The organism is Arthrobacter sp. UYEF20 (genome assembly GCF_040546335.1).
GTDB lineage: Bacteria > Actinomycetota > Actinomycetes > Actinomycetales > Micrococcaceae > Arthrobacter.
Genome location: NZ_JBEPNP010000001.1, coordinates 244,927 through 260,885 on the forward strand (window position 1 = coordinate 244,927; position 15,959 = coordinate 260,885).

Here is a 15,959-nt window from a genome sequence, read left to right on the forward strand (position 1 = left end):
GCCGGTGTTCCCCTCGGCACTTTCGCACCGACTTCAGGTGGAGTAGGTTGCACGGATGGAGGATACCTATCAAGTCATCGTGGTCGGGGGCGGGTTCGCCGGCATGACGGCTGCCAAGGAACTTGGCCGCAAGGGCGTACACGTGCTGCTCATCGACTCCAACAACTATCACCAGTTCCAGCCGCTCCTCTACCAGGTCGCGACGTCACAAATCGGGGTATCGGCCATTGCGCGGCCGCTTCGGTCCGTTTTCCGCCGTCTCAGGCGGGTGAGGGTGCTCACCGCGAACGTGGCAGCGGTCGACGCAGCCAACCGCGCCGTCACCACCGCCGAGGGCGACACGTTCCGGGCCCAGGTCCTGGTGATTGCGACAGGCGCCGTGCCGAACTATTTCAATACGCCGGGCGCAGAGGAATATGCCCTCCCGTTGTATTCGGTCACCGACGCCACCCGGCTGGGTACCAGGCTGACGCAGCTGCTGGATCAGGCCGATCGGGAGTCCGGCGGCTCCGTGGACGTCGTCGTCGTCGGCAGCGGCCCGACAGGCGTGGAGACCGCCGGCGCCATGGCGGAAAACGTCAAGTTCGTGGTCCCCAAGTACTTTTCGCCGGAGCTCGCAGCCCGGTGCCATGTCCACTTGGTGGATATGGTCCCGACAGTACTGAATGCATTTTCGGCAAAGTCGCAGGAATACACCAGGCAGCGCCTGACGAAGATCGGGGTCCAGCTGCACCTGGGAGTCGGTGTCACGGAGGTCCGCGCCGACGGCGTGACGCTTGCCGACGGGACCGTCATACCCAGCCGAATTGTGGTGTGGGCCGGAGGCCTGAAGGCCGGAGAGATCATTGCCGGCTCCGGCCTGACGCAGGGCAGGGGCGGGCGCATCGATGTCCGCTCGGACCTGACCGCGCCGGATATCGAGGGCGTGTATGTCCTCGGCGACGCGGCCAACATGACCGATTCGACCGGGGCCAAACTACCGCAGCTGGGCTCCGTCGCGCAGCAGGCCGGGAAGTGGGCGGCCCGCAACATCTACGCCGACCTCACCGGCGGTAGCCGGCGGCCTTTCGAATACTTCGACAAGGGATACATGGCGATGATCGGCCGGGGCGCTGCGGTCGCCGAGATCGGGCGCAAGCGCATCCAGCTGCAGGGGCCGCTGGCTTTCGTATCCTGGCTCCTGGTGCACCTCGCCCTCCTGCCCGGATTCCAGCAGAAGGTGCGAGCACTGTTTTCCTGGCTCAACGGCTACGTCACCCACAGCCCCGCGCAGGTCGTGGTCGGCCGGCCGGAGTGACGGGCGGATCAGTGACGGGGCGGCAGCAACGTCCAGGAATCCGAGCTCAGCGCTTGCCCTTCTTGCGTGATCCCTTGCCGCGGCCCTTGTCCGGATTCGGCGCGTACCGCTGCGCCACTTTCGGTTTCTTGACGGCGGGGCCGCGCCGGTCCGGCTTCGGTTCGCGCTTGGGCTTTTCCTGCTGGGCTGAGGGCTGCCGGGAGCTCGCCGCGGTGCGGCCGCGGACAATCCCGATGAACTCCTCGACCACCTCGTCCGTGGAATCGCTCGGCCACGCCAGGGCGATCTCCGTGGTGGCCGCCCCCGTGAGCTTCCGGGCCACGGTGTCCTTGACGTTGTAGTGCCGCGCCACGGACATCGGCAGGATCACCAGGCCGGCGCCGGACGCCACCACCTGCAGGGCCATCTCCGGTCCGCCGAGTTCGGCCACGTCCAGGAAGGTCTCCGCGGACAGGTCCGCCAGCGCCACTTCCTCAAACACCGAAATTTCGTGGCCCTTCGGCGCCACCACCACGGGCTGTTCCTCATACAGCGGGATGACGCTCAGGCCTTCGCGCTCCACCGGCAAGCGGACGAAGCTCAGGTCCGCGGAACCGTCGCGCAGCACCGCAAGCTGGGCGCCGTCGTCGGACATGAAGGAGTGCAGCGGAACATCCGGCATCCGCTCTTCCCAGCGCCGGATCCACTTGCCGGGAGTCACGCCCGGGACGTAGGCGAAGCGCAGCTCCCGCGCTGCCGCTTCGGCCGGGGCGGCGGATTCGGCGGCGGATTCTTCAGGGGCCTGGGGGGATTCATCGTCTGCGGACACAAGTTCACAGTACCGTCAGAGCCAGCGTAGGGTTCCGTCGTATGGTGCCGCGCCACCGCCGCGCCGGATACCCTTGAAGCATGACCTCTGCAAACTCCCAGTCCATGAAGCCGGCCACCGTTGCCAAGAAACTTGGCATCTACCTGCCCGCAACACCCCAGGAGTTCCAGGATTCGGTCATCACCCGCGCCGATTTCGCCGAGCTCCAGGCCAACCCGCCGGAGTGGCTGGCCGAACTGCGCCGCAACGGCCCGCACCCCCGCCCGGTGGTCGCGCAGAAGCTGAACGTGTCCATCAGCGGCCTGGCCCGCGGCGGCCTCGAGGAAGCGCTCACGACGGCGGAAATCACCGCACTGCTGCAGGCTCCCCCTGCGTGGCTGGTCGCCGAACGCTCCACCCACGCCGCCGTCCGCGCGGAAGCCCAGCGGGTCAAGGACGAGGCCGCGAAGAAGGACGCCAAGAAGGCACGCACCGCGGCCCAGTAGTACGCAACGCCCTTCCCGGAGGCTGTTCTCAACGGGACCGGGCAGTACTATGCTCGCCGGGATCATCGGCACCTCCCCCGGCGGCATCGGCACAGCCGTCATGCAGTCCAACATGCGCAGTGTCCTGAGCTTCCTCGATGCTCCCCAGCTCAACGCGCCGGAGGCGTATGTCCGCTTCGACCCCGAGGCCTTCGGTGATGACGGCGAAGTCAAAAACGCAGACACCGAGGCGTTCCTGAGGCACTACATGGAGGAATACGCCGCGTTCGTCCAGCGGGTCCTGGCCGCAAACGCGCCGGGCCACATCGGCGACGAGCACCCGGACGGCGGCCCGGCCTAACCCACGCGTGCATGGCTTTCGATCGCCCGGAGGGTGCGGATGAGCCGGACGGCGCGCTCCTCGCCGAAGAGCTCGTCCGGGCCACTGGGGGCGAGCTCGCTGTACGGCGATTTGAACAGCGCATCGGGCTTGACCACACCGTTCTCAGAAAGCTGGTTGACGAGCAGCTGGAGGAAGTCCAGCCGGGATGCGGTGAGCGCGGTGTCGGAAACGAACTCCGCGAGGGCCTCTTCCACGGCTTCCCGGTCGAGGCCCACGAGCGATCGCACGAACAGGCCAAGACCATCCGTTCCCGCCCGGTCCAGGTCTGCGGACGTGCCTACTCCGCTCTCCGCCAGAATGCGGCCCGGCTCCTCAAGGTCCTGATCGGTCAGCTGCCGGTTCCGCCTCAGCCGCTGGATGGTGGGTGGTGTGGTCCTGATAGTCGGCCAGGTACAGCCGCGTCGTGTCCCGGTACCGGCCGGCGAACAGCTCAGTCCTGGTGCAGCTGGACGAAGTTCCCGCAGCCGTCGTCCAGCACGGCGGACGTGCCGCCGGGGCCATCGCTCGGTTCACCCTGGAACATCACGCCCTTGGCCGTGAGCCGCTGGTATTCTTCCCTGACGTCCGGAACGCCCAGCACGATCGCGGGCATCCCGGCGTCGTGCAGCCCGTTCATGTAGGCGGCGCCAATCGGGTTTTCGCTGGGCTCCAGCAGGAGCCCCACGCCGCCGGTACCGGCCGGGTCCTTGACGATGTAGAGGTTCTGCTCCGGCAGGGCCATGAGGCTCTCGAACCCCAGGATCCCGGTGTAGAACTCGTGGGCCGCGGCGGGATCCTTGACGTGGACACTGCACATTTTCAGTCGCATGGGCCCTAGGCTACGCCGGGACACCCCCGTGTGTGAACCTGCCGGCGCCGGACCGCCACAGGCCATTGACGCCCCGCCCGCCAGGGACTCCAATTGAATCAGCGGAACTGCGCCCGCCCCGGGCAGCTTCCCTGGAGGTGTTTGGAATGCCGGCTCTCTTCGAAACCAACCTGCTCCCGGCCTGGCAACTGCTTGCGCTGGCCGCCGTCGTCGTTGCAGCGGTGGCAGGCTCTGTTTATCTGGCCCGAAAGCATCTGGCCTCCGACGCCGGGCTGCCGGATGCCGTGTTCTGGGACGGCTTCGCCGGGCTCGCCGTGGTGGCACCCGCCGTGATTGTTGCGTCCCTTGCCTCGCCGTGGGCCGGGCTGATGCTCGGACTCCTTGCCGCGGGCACCGCCGGGGCCGCCTACCGGTGGACGCCGCGGCTGTTCAGCTGGCAGGAAGCCCGGCGGTCCGCCCGGGAAACCCTTGAGGCCAACGAAGCAGCCGCCGCCCGGCACCGCAGCGCCCTCGCCCGCTGGCAGCGCTACGAACTGGACCCCGGTTACTGCATCGACTACCCCGGCATGAGCGACCCGGCCCGGCCGGAGACGGCAGCCCTCATCCGGGCGATGAAGGCGGCCCAGCAGCTGCGCGGCGCAAACGATGCCCGTTACGGGCCGGCCGTCGACCGGCTTGAGCGCGCCCTGGCCGAAGCGGAGCGCGCGGCCGGCGCACCCGGCTTCTCCACCCCGTCCTTCTCCACCCCCGGATTCTTCCCCGACACCCGGCACCTTTCAGCGGAGGGAACACGATGACAGACATGACCATCATCGGCAGCGGCAACATGGCAGGCGCCATCGGAACCCGCGCCGTGGCCGCCGGACGTGCGGTCCAGATCCTGGACCGCAGGCCCGAGAACGCCGCCAAGCTCGCTGCTGAACTTGGCGGCGGCACTACCTCCGGCGGGTTGAACGAAATGCCCGACGGAGACCTTGTGGTACTGGCCCTCTACTTCGGTCCGGCAAAGGAAGTCGCCACCCACTACGGCGACACCCTCAGCGGCAAGATTGTGATCGAGATCAGCAACCCCATTAACACGGACACCTTTGACTCCCTGGTGGTGGCCCCGGGCTCCTCCGCTGCCGAGGAAATCGCCGCCCTGCTGCCCGGTGCCACCGTGGTGAAGGCGTTCAACACCACGTTCGCCGGGCCCCTGGCGGCGGGCGCCGCCGGTGGCCAGCCGCTGGACGTCTTCATCGCATCCGACTCCGAGGAAGCCCGCAACCAGGTCGCGGCGTTCGCCGCCGCGGCGGGTTTGCGCCCGCTCCAGGTCGGCGGGCTGCACCACGCCCGGGAACTGGAAGGCTTCGAGCTGCTCGTAATGGGACTGCAGCTCAACCCCGCCTATGAGAGCTTCAACTGGGGCACCGGATTGAAGATCATCGACTGATCCGTCCGCGGACGTCCGTTTCAGTTCCCCTTCGCGAGGACCTGTCCCTTGAAGAACTCCGGCCGGATCTTGGACATCACCAGCATGAGCACCACGCCCAGCAGGATCACCCCCATACCGAGGATGAATTCGAGGCCCAGGCCGCCGTCGGATGACCCGGAACCGTACTCCGGATCCATCGAGTCGTAGGCGGTCTTGAAGAACATCACCAGCAGGATGATGCCGCCCAGCAGGGGCGAGAGGAACTTGAAGAAGAACGCCCGCGCGCCGCTGAACGCCTCGGCCCGGAAGAACCAGACGCAGGCCAGTGCGGTGATGCCGTAGTAGAAGCAGATCATCATGCCCAGGGCCGTGATGGTGTCCCAGAGTGCGTTCTCGGAGGTGGTCCGGGTGATGACGTAGAACGCTGCGGCGGCAACGGCAGCCGCGACCGTGGCGTAGCTCGGGGACTTGTAGCGCGGGCTGATCTTGCCGAACTTGTGCGGCAGCGCCTGGTAGTGGCCCATGGCGAGAAGCGTCGGGGCCGGTGAAACAAAGGTGGACTGCAAGGAGGCGGCCGAGCTGCTGAGGATGGCCAGGGACATCAGGATGGCAAACGGCCCCATGACCGGGCCGGCGAGGACGGCGAAGATGCTGCCCTGGTTCTCCGGGTTTCCGGCCCCGAGCCCGGTGTCGCCGATGCCGGCGAAGGCCAGGGTGGAGAGCGCGACGGTCATGTAGATGACCACGATGACCAGCACCGTGACGGTGGCGGCGCGGCCCGGCGTCTTCTCCGGGTTCCGGGTTTCCTCGTTCATGGTCAGGGTGACGTCCCAGCCCCCCAGTAAATGAAGATGGACAGCGAGACCCCGGCGGCGAAGGAGGAGAAGGATCCGACCGCCAACGGGCTGAACCAGTCCGGGGAGATGGCGGTGGCGTCGAAGGCCGTGCCGTTGGCGACGTGGCTGAAGGCGGCGACGGCGAACCAGCCCAGCACGAGGAGCCGGAAGGCGACCAGGACGTACTGCACGCCCTTGGTGGTTTCCATGCCGCGGTAGGAGATCCAGCAGGCCAGCGCTATGAACACCAGCGTCGTAGCGATATTCAGCGGGAGGATGGCGGTGAGACCGGCCAGTTCCGGATTCCCGAACAGCTGCGCCAGCATGAGGTAGAAGAAGTCGACGGCGACTCCGGCCAGGTTGGACAGCACGATGATGGTCGCCGCGATCAGGCCCCAGCCGCCCATCCAGCCGATCCACGGACCGAAGGCCCGGGACGCCCAGGTGAAGGAGGTTCCGGCGTCGGGCATTGCGTTATTCAGTTCGCGGTAGCCGAACGCCACCAGCAGCATGGGGACGAAACCCACGAGGAAAATCGCCGGGAGCTGGACCCCGACTCTCCGGAGGTGTCATTCGACGCTGAACGGGAGGAGTGCCGGAGCCGATGGTCGCTGGGGACAACGATCATCGGCTCCGGCAGGGCGCGCAGGATCCGGGTGGGTTTCTAGTGGGTGACGGACACGCGGTCCGCCGCGGTGACGATCCGTGCCGCAGTCCGGCGTCCCATCCGCACCGCGCCGTCGACATGCTGGTAGCCCTCGGCGGCGAGATCGGAGGAGGACCAGTAGATCGGCCCCACGGGTGCGTGCTGGTCCTTGCCGTAGCGGTGCAGGCCGCCCAGGTCGTAGCTGGAGGCATAGGCGCCGCGCGTCCACTCCTCGGATCCCCAGTCCGACTCGTAGTAGACCTCGGGCTCGAGGGCCTTCGTGCCGAGGAACCCGGCGATCGATTCCAGGACGGCGCGGCGGCGGTCCTCGGCGCTGAGTTCGAAGACGGCGTCGGCTTTCTCATCCGAGATGAAGCCGACCAGGGTGCCGCGGGGGTCCTCATGGTTGGTGTTGTCGTAGACCTCCTGGACCAGCGCGTCCGCGCCGAAGCACGTTCCGGAGAGGCCGTCCTCCCGCCAGAACGGCGTGCTGTAGACGGCGTGGACCTTGATGACCAGCCCGAGCGACTGGTGCTGGTGCATCTGGTGCTGGCGGCGCGGCAGCGGCGGGTTGAAGGAAACCCGGGAGTACAGGTTCGGCGGCACGGCCATGATCACGAAGCGCGCGTTCACCGTGGCCCGTTCGGAAACGGCGGTCACCCGGTAGCTGTTTCCGGCACCGTTCCCGCCGGTACCGTTTCCGCCGACACCGTTTCCTCCTGTGGAGGATGGCTCCCAGGTGATGGTGCGCACCGGACTGTCGAGGACGACGTCGTCGCCCAGTTCGGCTGCCTGCAGCAGGGACACCTGCTGCATGCCGCCGATGACCCGCTTGTCGAGGATGAAGTCCTCGTCGGTGAGGTGCGTGAACGATCCGGCGGAAGCCGCCATCAGCACGGCCTGCAGCGCGGAGAAGGCGTGGGCTGGCTTGGTCAACATGCCGCCGGCGATGAAGAGGCCGATGTTGTTGCAGGCTTCCTCGTCGGAGGAGTTTTGCCGCAGCCAGTGGTGGAAGGAAATGGTGTCCAGCTCGCGGGCCTTGGGGTGCGCCCAGGGTTCGGTGGGGCCGATTTCCGCCGCGAGCGTGTCCAGCAGCCTGGTGAGCTTGTCCATTTCCGCGGCGGTGGTCCCGCTGACCGGGAAGGTGTCCCCCGTGTACTTGATGCGCTTGCCGTCGGCGCCGATGTAGACGGACTGGCCTTCGCGGTAGCGGGAGTAGGTCTTCAGGCCGAGCTCCTCGAGCAGCGCGAGCAGCTCAGTCTGGTCCGGGGAAACCCACTGGCCGCCGATTTCGAGCATGGCGCCGTCGATGGTGTCAGTCCAGGTCCGGCCGCCGACACGGTCCCGCGCCTCCAGTACGGCGACACTCAGGCCGGCTTTCTTCAGTTCGCGGGCGGCCGTGAGCCCCGCGGGGCCGGCTCCGACGATGACGACGTCGCGGTCAAGTTCCAGCATGATGTCCTCTCTGCGGCCGCTAGGGTGATGCGGCCCACTAAATGAATGGCGTTCATTTAGTGTCGACTATAGACCCTTCTTCCGCGCCGGGGAAGAGTCCAGGGAAATAATTTCGCTGGCGGAAACGAGCTGGCAGTGAGGGCACAATGGAGTCACGCCCTGAACATCACCTGCAGATCACCTGCACACCGCCAGCAGAAAGGCCCGGAATGCCGGCAGCCACCAGCGCCCCCGCAGACCCCCACCGTCCCGACGCGAAACCGCACCGCAGGGCGGGCCGGCCTGCCGCTGCCGTCCTTGACCAGGCCGGCATCACCTCGGCAGCCCTCCAGCTGATCGGAAAAAGCGGCTACGACGGCTTCACCATGGCCGCCCTCGCCCGGACACTGAACGTGGCGCCGTCGGCGCTCTATAACCACGTCTCCTCCAAACGGGACGTCCTGGTCCTCGTCCAGGACCACCTGACCTCGTTCGTGGATGTCTCGGCCTTCGAGGCTGAGCCCTGGGACCAGGCCGTGCGGGACTGGGCCTGGAGTTACCGCGAGGTGTTCTCCAAACACACGCCGCTGATCCCGGTCATTGCCGTGCTGCCCGTGACCGATGCGCCGAAGACGCTGGCCATGTACGAGGCCGTCAGCGCCGGTTTCAACCGTGCGGGTTTCCCGGAGGAGCGCATCGTCTCGGCGATTGTGGCCCTGGAGTCCTTCATCTTCGGATCCGCCTATGACGTCACGGCACCGGCGGACATCTTCGATTCCGGCAGCATGGCGGAGTCGACGCCATACTTCACTTCCGCCGTCGACCGGCTGGCGGAGCAGGGCGATGAAAGGCCGGCCGATGTCGCGTTCAGCCTGGGACTCGAGGCGCTGATCGCCGGATTCGGGGCGATGCGGGCGTAGCGGGCGGCGTCGGCGGCGGGCGTAGCGGGACAGCGGTCAGGAAATCTGCAGTCCTCCGTTGATGTCATACGTCGCGCCCGTGATGAAGCCGGCGTCCCCGCCCATCAGGAACACCATCAGCGCGGCGATGTCCCGCACGGTTCCCACCCGGCCCACCAGGATGTCGGCTGACATGGCGGCCTTGCGCTCATCCGTCAGCGTCCCACCCATGATGTCCGTGTCCACGGGACCGGGAGCCACACAGTTGACGGTGATTCCATGCTGGCCCATTTCCCGGGCCAGAGCCCGGGTGAAGCCGATGATGGCAGCCTTCGAGGCACTGTAGGCCACCTTGGAGTAGGTGCCGCCGCCGCGCTGGGCGGAGATGGACGAGACGCTCACGATCCTGCCGAGCTTCCGCTCGATCATCCCCCGGAGCACCCGCTGGGTGACCAGGAACGTGCCGGTCATGTTGATCTTGAACACCCGCTCCCATGCCTCGAGCGTCTCGTCCATGAACTCCGTGGGTGAGCTGATGCCTGCCAGGTTGGCCAGGCCAACGATCGGCGGCAGTGTGGATTCGACCTCGTCGATGGCGGCGTTGACGGCTGCCGGGTCGGAGACGTCCGCGCCGGCCCCGATCGCCTGGACGCCGTAGACGGCGGTGATTTCCTCCGCCGCCTTCCGTGCCGCGTCGCCGTCGACATCCAGAATGGCAACCGCCCAGCCTCCGCTGGCGAGCATTTCCGCTGTCGCCCGTCCGATGCCGCGCGGAGAGGCGGCGCCGGTCAGCACCGCGGTTCGCTCGGCCGGGAACGCTTCGTGCTGGGTCATGTCCCTTAGCCTCTCGTCGCCTGGTGATCAGTTGTTGATGTCGAAGTCGTCGGCAGCGACAGCTTCCTCGCCGACCGTGGCTGGCGTACCCGGCTTCGCATGTCCCTCCGGGCGCTTGCGTGCGTAGAGATAGGTGGCGACGGCGGTGATGGCGAGGCAGGCGGACAGGAAAACGAGGCCGGAACGGTTGTCTCCCGTGGCGTCATTGAACAGCCCCACGGCGTAGGGAGCCACGAACCCGCCCAGGTTGCCGAGCGAATTCACCATGGCCAGCCCGGCTGCCGCCGCAGCGCCCACCAGGGCCGTCGAGGGCATGGCCAGGAACGGGGCAATGGCGGAGTAGATACCCATGGCCGCCAGCGTCAGTGCCATCATCGCCAGGATCGCGTTGACCTGTACCAGGAAGCCGGCCGCCAGGAGGCCGATGGCGGCCATGACCATGCTGATGCTCGCATACGACACCCGGTTGCCGGTACGGTCCGAGCGCCTGCCCCAGAAGTACACGAAAATCGCCGCGACCGTGTAGGGGATGGCAACGATGAAGCCCACCTGCGTGGTACTGAATTTGCCGAGTGCGGAAACGATGGTCGGCATCCACAGGCCGAGGCCATAGATACCGCAGACCAGCCCGAAGTACAGCGCCGAGTAGGCGATGGTCCGCGGGTCCTTGAGGCCGGCCAGGAAGTGGTGCGGCTGGCCCTTCTGCTTGTGGGCAAGCTCCGCGTCCATGGTCCTGGTCAGCCATTCGCGCTCATCGTCGGCCAGCCAATGCGCATGGCTGGGACGGTCGGTCATCAGGACCGGGGTCAGCAGCCCCAGGAGAATGGCCGGGATGCCTTCAACGATGTAGAGCCACTGCCAGCCGTGCAGGCCCATGACGCCCTCCATCTGCAACAGCAGGCCCGAAACCGGGGCGCCAAGTGCGTTGGAGACGGGCTGGGCGAGGATGAAGATGCCCAGCACCGTGACGCGCTGAGCGGCCGGGAACCACAGCGTCAGGAAGAACAGGATGGCCGGGAAGAACCCAGCCTCGGCCGCACCGAGCAGGAACCGGACGATGTAGAAGGTGGTCTCGCCGTTCACCAGCGCCATGGCCGTGGCGAAGATGCCCCATGAGATGAGGATGCGGGCGATCCATTTGCGGGCGCCGAACTTGTACATGCCGGCGTTGCTCGGGATTTCCAGCAGCGCGTAGCCGAGGAAGAAGATGCCTGCGCCGAGGCCATAGGCCGATGCACTCAGGCCGATGTCCTCACTCATGGTCAGCTTCGCGAAACCGACATTGTTCCGGTCCAGATACGCAACAAAGTAGAGCAGGACGATCAGCGGCATGAGGCGGTTGCGCACCCTGCGCAGTGTCCGCTGGCCCAGCTCGTCGAGATGATTCGCAGGATTCATGGAAGTCATCGTGCACCTCGGGGTGAGAAACGAGCCCCGCCGGGGTTCCGCAGCGGAACACTTAACGTTTACCACTCTGCAACGCAATAGTCACCACACGTGGGAAGCAGAGGTGCCCAGCCAGCCTTCGCTCAGTCGCGTTCGTAGGAGTGGATGGCATCCACCTTGGCGGCGGAGGACGAATTCTCGTCGAAGCGGTGGCTGAGCCATTCGCCCACCAGCTTCTTGGCGAGTTCCAGGCCGATCACGCGCTGCCCCATGGTGAGGACCTGGGCGTTGTTGCTCAGGACCGAGCGTTCCACCGAGTAGCTGTCATGCGCGGTGACGGCCCGGATGCCGGGCACCTTGTTGGCTGCGATGGCCACGCCGAGGCCCGTCCCGCAGATCAGGAGCGCGCGGTCCGCTTCGCCTTCGGCCACCTTCCGGGCGGCGTTGACTGCAAGGTGCGGGTAAGCGGTGGAGTCGTTGGCGCCGACGCCGATGTCCACCACGGAGGCCACCCGGGGATCCGCCTCGAGCAGTGCCTTCAGGGCGTTTTTGTATTCGACGCCGGCCTCATCGTTGCCGATGACAATGCGCAAACCTTCGGTGTCAGTCATTTTGTGCTCCCTTTCCGGCCGCAGTGGCCGTGTCGGATGTGGCCGGTTCTGGCCTAGCCAGTTCAGCCTTTGATGTGTCGGGCGATCCGTTCGGTGATCAGTCCGAAGGAGACCGCACCGGGATCGGGGTGACCTAGACTCTTTTCGGCCAGCGGACGGGCGCGGCCCTTGAGCGGGCGGAGGTCAGCCGTCTGGCGCGCTGCCTCCGTTGCTGCGGAAGCAGCGGCGGCGAGGGCGCCGCCCAGGGACGCACCGCCGTCGAGCTCGTTCAGGAAGGTCTCCCGGAACGGCAGGAGGGCGTCCACCATGGTCTTGTCCCCGGGTTCGGCCTTGCCGAGTTCGGTGATCGCGTTGGTGAAGGCGTTCACTGCTGCGACGGCGTCCTCTGCCCGGTAAGACTCGCGGTTTCCCAGCGCGAGACCCGCCGCGATGACTGCCGATCCCCAGAGCGCACCGGAGGTTCCGCCGGCACGCTCGCTCCAGGCCTCGCCCGCTGCGGTGAGCACACGTCCAACAGACGCTCCGGCCGCCGCGTGCCGCTCGCCGGCTGCGGTGGCTGCATCCACGCCGCGGCGCATGCCGATGCCGTGGTCGCCGTCGCCGGCGATGGCATCCAGATTGCCCAGTTCCTCTTCGTGTTCGACGACGACGTCCCGCACCTGCGCGAGGACCTCGGCGGCCAGCCGGCCCACCTCAGCGGACGCGACGGTGGCGTTCTCGATCTCCTCAGCCGCCGCCTCTTCGGTTCCGGCCAGTTCGCGACGGGCGCGGGGCGCCAGATTGCCCTTGCGGAACGCAGGGGTGTCCGCCGGGGCCGCCCAGTACTGCTCGATCTCGTCGTCCAGCCACAGCAGGGTGAGGGAGAGCCCGGACATGTCCAGGCTGGTGACCAGCTCGCCGCATTCGGGCTCCACCACGGTCAGTCCTGCCTTATTGAGGAGCTTCTCGACCTTGCCAAAGAGCAGGAAAAGTTCGTCGTACTTGACCGTGCCCAGGCCGTTGACGATGGCAACCACGCGGTCCCCGGCGTCCTCGGGCTTGTCCTCGAGAAGCTTGGTGACGAGCAGTTCGGCGAGCTCGGAGGCGGTGGGCATCGGGTGCTCGGAGATGCCCGGTTCGCCGTGGATGCCCAGGCCCAGCGACATCTGGCCGGCTGGCACCCGGAACAGCGGTTCGCTGGCACCGGGCAGGGTGCAGCCGTCGAACGCGACGCCCAGGGAGCGGGTGCGGTGGTTGGTCCGGATGGCCAGCCGTTCGACGTCGTCCAGGCTTAGTCCGGCCTCCGCCGCGGCGCCGGCGACTTTGAAGACCGTCAGGTCACCGGCGATGCCGCGGCGCTTCCCGATCTGGTCGAGAGGCGCGCTGGCGATGTCGTCGGTGACCAAGACCGTGCGCGTTTCAATGCCCTCAGCATTGAGGCGCAGCTGCGCCTGGCCGAAATGCAGGACGTCGCCCGCGTAGTTGCCGTAGCTGAGGAGCACTCCGCCGCCGGCGTTCGCAGCCTTGGCCACCCGGTAGACCTGCCCCGCCGCGGGGGAAGCGAACATGTTGCCGCAGGCCGATCCCGCTGCCAGGCCCGGCCCCACGAGTCCGGCGAAGGCCGGATAGTGCCCGGAGCCGCCGCCCACCACCAGGGCCACCTGGCCGGCAGGGACCTCGGTGGAGCGGACGACGCCGCCGTCCACCCGGGCGACGTAGCCGCGGTTGGCCGCGACGAAGCCGTCCAGTGCCTCATCCGCAAAGTCAGCGGGGTTGTCGAAGATCTGGGTCATGGTTCCTCATAGAATCCGTTGTGGAGAAGTGCTGCTGGAGAAGTCGTGCTGGGCTGAGTCAGACGCCGGCGGGGTTGGACCCCAGGGGTCAGACGCCGGGGGTCAGACGCCGGCGAGTTCCGCCGTTGCCGGCTGCTGCCGGCCCTGGGCGACCTGGCTCCGGCCGAGGGCGTAGCCGTCCGTCTTCGGCAGGATCTGGCGGCGCAGGTACTCCTGGTTGCTGGCCGTGACGGAGAGGCCGTCGCCGCCGTAGTGCTCGGTGCACAGGATTCCCTGGAAGCCGACGGACAGGGCAATCTTGAACGCCTCGCGGTAGTTGATGAGGCCGGATTCCATCGGCGCGGGCATCGCCACGTACGTATCGCGGGCCACGTCCTCGTCCCGGATGTAGTTCTTCATGTGCCAGTAGTTCGAGTACGGCAGGGTCTTCGCGACCATGTCGCGCCAGTCCTCGATGGGGCGGTGCAGGCGGATCAGGTTTCCGATGTCCGGGTTCAGGCCGACGTTTGCGAGACCGATGTCCTGGACGAGCTGCACGGACGAGTCTGCGGTGCCGAGGTAGGTGTCCTCGTACATTTCCAGCGAGAGCAGGATGCCCGCGTCCGCCGCGTGCCGGCCGAGTTCGCGGAGCCTCGTGACGGCCTTGCCCCAGGTTTCCTTGTCCCCCACCGGGTCCTTGTGCCCTTCGACCGTCCAGAACCAGAGCTGCTTCTGCTGCTCGGCGGTGAGCGCCTGGTGCAGCCCGAAGGAGACCACCTCGCAGCCAAGCTCGGCCGCCGCGTCGATGGTGCGGTGGCTGTACGCCAGGTTGGCTTCCCAGTTGCCTTCCTCGATCACGCTGCGGCGGATGGCGGAGATCACGGGAATGCCGATGCCCACGTTCTCGGCGGTCTGCTTGAATTCGGCCCGGCGCTCCTTGCTGAGATCGCCCGGGCGGACCCAGCTGTCCGTGAGGTCGGCGTCGGCGAATCCGGCTTCCTTGACCTCCTGCAGGACCTCGGCCCAGGCGGAAGCATCGGCGTCGTTGATGTGGGTGCCCTGCGCGTCCGTGCCGGGGAACTGCAGCAGCGCCGCGGTGATGGGCCAGTTCTCAGCGGTGTAAGCCATGGTGTTTCACTCCTTCGTGAATCCTGTTCCTCTCGGAACCGCCCCCGGGCCGGAAATTTTCAACGAGGCACGGACTCTCTTGGGGACACTCAAAAACTTATCGGCAGTAGTCCCGCATTGGAAGAGGTCACCGACTGGGCGCGATGAGGCCATTGGCGTCTCGGACCGTGGGAAGGTTCCACTCGGCCGGGGCGTCGGCCATGGCCCGCGCACGGAGCTTCCGGACGTGGTCACGTGCGCACTTGGGGATGCGCAGCACCTCGAGGATCCGCTACCGCCGGATATCCGCTCAGGGCGGGGTTGATCCCGTGCGCTGATAGGCATTTTCGTTAGTTCGCCGGGGGTTCAGGTCCAGGCAGCGGGGTGGCCGGGGTCAAGGACATGCCGCGCGCCGGGGTCGGCGGATGGGCATATTCCGGTTGTGGCCGGGCTCAAGGGCATGCCGCGCGCCGGGGTCGGCGGATGGGCATATTCCGGTTGTGCCCGGTCCCGGGCGCGAGGACTGGGCGGTCCTCCCGGGAAGTAGCCCGGTGCCGGGCACCGGAAACGCCCCACGCACCCCTGCCGTGACGTTCCTTCCCGGTTGCTTCGGCGCCCCGCGCAAACCGCCCGCGGGAATCCGGGGTCCGCCACGGCCGGCAGGCGGTCCGGCGGCAAGCACCCGGGAAGGAGCGCGCGCTGCGGTGCTCCTGGGGGCTGATGACTATGACGCCATGATGGAAACGGTGGCAGTCCTTTCTGACGCGAAACTTGTCAAGGACATCGGCAAGGGCCTCCGGGACCTGGCGCTGGGCGACACCTTCACCGTTGAGCAGGTCAGGGCCGGCATGCGGACGCCCTCACCCAAAGAATGAGTCCCAAGTACGACGTCAGGTTTTCCAAGTCGGCCAAACGGGCGCTGACCGATGGACTGCCCGAAAAGGTCGCGGCGGCCGCGTTTGAGTTCATCACCGGCGCCCTGAGCGATAATCCTCAGCGAGTGGGGAAGCAGCTTCTGGAGCCTCTTTTCCCGTTGTATTCGGCCCGCCGCGGCGACTACCGGATTATCTACCGGATCCTTGACGACGTCGTCCTGATCGACATAGTCTCGATGGCGCACCGGCGGGACGCGTACCGCTGACGAAAATTCGCTCCCATCAGGCAGCGTCGAGTAACGCGGACAGTTCGCCGTCGGACCCCGGGCCCGGAATGACGGGCGGGCGTCAGCTACCGCCGCCGTGCCACCGTCATTGCCTGATCA

General features: G+C 67.1%; 15 protein-coding genes and 3 pseudogenes. 8 read left to right on the top strand and 10 right to left on the bottom strand.

Going from position 1 to position 15,959, the window contains the following annotated elements; all coding sequences use genetic code 11:
• Positions 1-55: 55 nt before the first annotated feature.
• A complete protein-coding gene (locus ABIB26_RS01195; RefSeq protein WP_354238811.1) occupies positions 56-1,297 on the top strand; it encodes an NAD(P)/FAD-dependent oxidoreductase in 1,242 nt (413 codons plus the stop codon).
• Between the two features lie 46 nt (positions 1,298-1,343).
• Here ABIB26_RS01195 and ABIB26_RS01200 read toward each other — a convergent pair whose 3' ends face one another.
• Positions 1,344-2,105, bottom strand: coding sequence for a LysR family substrate-binding domain-containing protein (locus ABIB26_RS01200; RefSeq protein ID WP_354238813.1), 762 nt, complete (start codon positions 2,103-2,105; stop codon positions 1,344-1,346).
• A gap of 80 nt (positions 2,106-2,185) precedes the next feature.
• Here ABIB26_RS01200 and ABIB26_RS01205 point away from each other — a divergent pair, with 80 nt between their 5' ends.
• Both ABIB26_RS01205 and ABIB26_RS01210 read left to right on the top strand, forming a co-directional pair.
• The gene (locus ABIB26_RS01205; protein ID WP_354238815.1) at positions 2,186-2,590 is read left to right on the top strand and encodes a DUF5997 family protein; all 405 of its coding nucleotides are present in this window, start codon (positions 2,186-2,188) and stop codon (positions 2,588-2,590) included.
• A 58-nt stretch (positions 2,591-2,648) separates the two neighbouring features.
• Positions 2,649-2,930: pseudogene (locus ABIB26_RS01210) on the top strand (NADPH-dependent FMN reductase); the annotation flags it as partial.
• On the opposite strand, the gene ABIB26_RS01215 reads toward ABIB26_RS01210, so the two are convergent.
• Together ABIB26_RS01215 and ABIB26_RS01220 are read right to left on the bottom strand one after the other, a co-directional pair.
• A complete protein-coding gene (locus ABIB26_RS01215; RefSeq protein ID WP_354239274.1) occupies positions 2,927-3,436 on the bottom strand; it encodes a type I restriction-modification enzyme R subunit C-terminal domain-containing protein in 510 nt (169 codons plus the stop codon). The pseudogene ABIB26_RS01210 and the gene ABIB26_RS01215 sit on opposite strands and share 4 nt — an antisense overlap.
• The gene (locus tag ABIB26_RS01220) at positions 3,403-3,780 is read right to left on the bottom strand and encodes a VOC family protein (protein ID WP_354238817.1); all 378 of its coding nucleotides are present in this window, start codon (positions 3,778-3,780) and stop codon (positions 3,403-3,405) included. Before ABIB26_RS01220 ends, ABIB26_RS01215 begins: the two co-directional genes overlap by 34 nt.
• 146 nt (positions 3,781-3,926) lie before the next feature.
• Here ABIB26_RS01220 and ABIB26_RS01225 point away from each other — a divergent pair, with 146 nt between their 5' ends.
• Positions 3,927-4,577 (top strand): hypothetical protein, encoded by a 651-nt coding sequence (locus tag ABIB26_RS01225; RefSeq protein WP_354238819.1) that lies wholly within the window; start codon positions 3,927-3,929, stop codon positions 4,575-4,577.
• On the top strand, positions 4,574-5,212 hold the full coding sequence (locus tag ABIB26_RS01230; RefSeq protein WP_354238821.1) for an NADPH-dependent F420 reductase: 639 nt from the start codon (positions 4,574-4,576) through the stop codon (positions 5,210-5,212). Before ABIB26_RS01225 ends, ABIB26_RS01230 begins: the two co-directional genes overlap by 4 nt.
• A gap of 20 nt (positions 5,213-5,232) precedes the next feature.
• Here the strand turns inward: ABIB26_RS01230 and ABIB26_RS01235 are convergent.
• Both ABIB26_RS01235 and ABIB26_RS01240 read right to left on the bottom strand, forming a co-directional pair.
• Positions 5,233-6,587, bottom strand: a pseudogene (locus tag ABIB26_RS01235) (APC family permease); the annotation flags it as partial.
• 107 nt (positions 6,588-6,694) lie between these two features.
• Positions 6,695-8,131 (bottom strand): flavin monoamine oxidase family protein, encoded by a 1,437-nt coding sequence (locus ABIB26_RS01240; RefSeq protein WP_354238823.1) that lies wholly within the window; start codon positions 8,129-8,131, stop codon positions 6,695-6,697.
• 209 nt (positions 8,132-8,340) lie between these two features.
• On the opposite strand from ABIB26_RS01240, the gene ABIB26_RS01245 reads away from it, so the two are divergent.
• Entirely contained in the window at positions 8,341-9,030 is a 690-nt protein-coding gene (locus tag ABIB26_RS01245) for a TetR family transcriptional regulator (RefSeq protein WP_354238825.1), read from the top strand.
• Between the two features lie 36 nt (positions 9,031-9,066).
• Here the strand turns inward: ABIB26_RS01245 and ABIB26_RS01250 are convergent, their stop codons facing one another.
• The 5 genes and pseudogenes from ABIB26_RS01250 to ABIB26_RS01270 form a co-directional block, all read right to left on the bottom strand.
• Positions 9,067-9,843: an SDR family NAD(P)-dependent oxidoreductase gene (locus tag ABIB26_RS01250; RefSeq protein ID WP_354238827.1), complete on the bottom strand. Its 777-nt coding sequence runs from the start codon at positions 9,841-9,843 to the stop codon at positions 9,067-9,069.
• Positions 9,844-9,870: 27 nt separating this feature from the next.
• Positions 9,871-11,250, bottom strand: a complete 1,380-nt coding sequence (locus ABIB26_RS01255; protein ID WP_354238829.1) for an MFS transporter — start codon at positions 11,248-11,250, stop codon at positions 9,871-9,873.
• A gap of 122 nt (positions 11,251-11,372) precedes the next feature.
• Positions 11,373-11,840 (bottom strand): ribose-5-phosphate isomerase, encoded by a 468-nt coding sequence (locus ABIB26_RS01260; RefSeq protein ID WP_354238831.1) that lies wholly within the window; start codon positions 11,838-11,840, stop codon positions 11,373-11,375.
• Positions 11,833-13,612 (bottom strand): annotated as a pseudogene (gene dhaL, locus ABIB26_RS01265) (dihydroxyacetone kinase subunit DhaL). The gene ABIB26_RS01260 and the pseudogene dhaL overlap by 8 nt, the downstream one beginning before the upstream one ends.
• A gap of 102 nt (positions 13,613-13,714) precedes the next feature.
• A complete protein-coding gene (locus ABIB26_RS01270) occupies positions 13,715-14,719 on the bottom strand; it encodes a sugar phosphate isomerase/epimerase family protein (protein ID WP_354238835.1) in 1,005 nt (334 codons plus the stop codon).
• Positions 14,720-15,402: 683 nt separating this feature from the next.
• Between ABIB26_RS01270 and ABIB26_RS01275 the strand changes: the two genes are divergently transcribed.
• Both ABIB26_RS01275 and ABIB26_RS01280 read left to right on the top strand, forming a co-directional pair.
• Positions 15,403-15,573, top strand: coding sequence for a type II toxin-antitoxin system Phd/YefM family antitoxin (locus tag ABIB26_RS01275; protein ID WP_354238837.1), 171 nt, complete (start codon positions 15,403-15,405; stop codon positions 15,571-15,573).
• Entirely contained in the window at positions 15,570-15,839 is a 270-nt protein-coding gene (locus ABIB26_RS01280) for a type II toxin-antitoxin system RelE family toxin (protein WP_354238838.1), read from the top strand. Before ABIB26_RS01275 ends, ABIB26_RS01280 begins: the two co-directional genes overlap by 4 nt.
• Positions 15,840-15,959 lie beyond the last annotated feature (120 nt).